Below are 1,649 nucleotides of genomic sequence, written 5' to 3' on the forward strand. Positions count from 1 at the left end.
AGTGAATCCGCATAAGGTGCGTTATATGATGAATCAGCGGAAGTGGTTAATACGCTGTGGCCAAAAGGCATGAGAGTCGGAAAGAGATTGCCCCGTGCTCTTTCGTGATCGTTGAACTCTCCGCACTTATATGGACTCCTCGTTTTAATCAATGCCTTTTCAAATATGACGATAGTTGCGCACTTATATACGGGCTCTTATTGGATAGCTATTCCTGCCCTTTGATGTGTTCGCCCCAATGGTTCAAGTCTATAGTGCAGTATCCGAATACTTTAGTGCGGAGCTGAATTCCATTGGTTGTCTTATCGCTTTATTTTATGCAAGCAATTGAATTAAAACTTTATTTAACGATGATTACGCTTGAATCGGCAATGGTTGATAGTCACTATCACTTTTTATGAGTGCAACGGCTGTTCTAACAGTTTTATTTGCCATAGCTATTGCGGCTATTTTCTTACCACGCCGCTCTACGATAGATTTTAGCCATCGTTCTTTCTCTGTTGTTGGAGCACGAAGTGTTACTTTGTACACTATGGACATTGCTCCTTGATACAAGAGACTTCTCAAGCGCTTATCTGCGCAACTTTTAGAAATATGCCCAATCCGCTCTTTGCCACCTGTAGAGTGTTGTTTAGGTGTTAATCCAATACAAGCAGAGGCATCTCTACTGTGTGTAAATTCTTTACCGTCACCTAAACGTATCATTAGACCTAGTGCTATAATTGGGCCTACACCCTCCAGTTTACTCAGCTTTTGACAAATTTTGTTTTGTTTGATGTGTTCTGTAATCAAACAGTCGTAGTATTCTATTTGGTCTGTTTGCATAGCTAATATATCAGCTTGTGAAGCTAATACCTGGCGTAAACTATCAGGCAAGCCATTTTCGGCATCTTCTAATATTTCTGGGATCCGTTTTACTAAAGGGGCTATTCCTTTAGGCAACACGATGCCATATTCGTTTAGGAACCCACGCATCTGATTACTGAGAGCTGTTCGCTGTGCTAATTGTAATGCTCGAGCGCGATCTAAGCACTGTAACCCTTGCTCATCTTCAGACATCAAATTACAACTGAATATATGAGGGAGAAGAGCGGCAACACCTACTGCATAAGCGTCGTTCTTATCCGTCTTTTGCTTAAGTTGTAGCCCTTTAACTGCTCGAGGTTGGATGATTTTTACCTCATGGCCGTTTCTTTTTGCTAAGCGGGCCCAGTAGTGGGCACCACCACAAGCTTCCATGGCCACCAAGGAAAACCTCTTCTTTCCAGTTAGCAGTTTAATCAAACTGTTACGACTAATAGCTTTGTTTAGGAGAACTTCACCGTTGTGTCTCATATAGCAAACTTGAAATGAGTTTTTCGCTAAGTCGATTGCAAGTAAAAGATTGTCTTCCATATCTGCTCTCCACAGTTTTATCAGATGTATCTATACCGTACTCCCAGGGGGGAGAGGAGTCCATACATCTATAGCGGGCATCTACACTGACATTGCGCGACATACGGAACACGGTAAGCCTGTATCACTCCCTCTGGGAAAGCCTTCGTGGCCGATAGTGATGCAGGTATAGGAGGTTGGAAAAAGCGAAGGCTGCATTGTAACGATGCAGATACAGATTCATATCTGATCACGAAAGTGGGCTGACTTCCGAC

Annotated in this window: 1 protein-coding gene; it reads right to left on the reverse strand. The window is 42.8% G+C overall.

The window, feature by feature from the left end; all coding sequences use genetic code 11:
* Positions 1-354 precede the first annotated feature (354 nt).
* Entirely contained in the window at positions 355-1,395 is a 1,041-nt protein-coding gene (locus EYW48_RS21040) for an IS110 family transposase (RefSeq protein ID WP_064626080.1), read from the reverse strand.
* Positions 1,396-1,649 lie beyond the last annotated feature (254 nt).

Origin of the sequence: Vibrio sp. 1180_3, assembly GCF_029478545.1 — a bacterium.
GTDB lineage: Bacteria > Pseudomonadota > Gammaproteobacteria > Enterobacterales > Vibrionaceae > Vibrio > Vibrio aestuarianus.

What these genes read in the sequence shown, in the direction of transcription:
- EYW48_RS21040 (WP_064626080.1), bottom strand. Translation starts at nt 1,395, where the DNA reads ATGGAAGACAATCTTTTACTTGCAATCGACTTAGCGAAAAACTCATTT.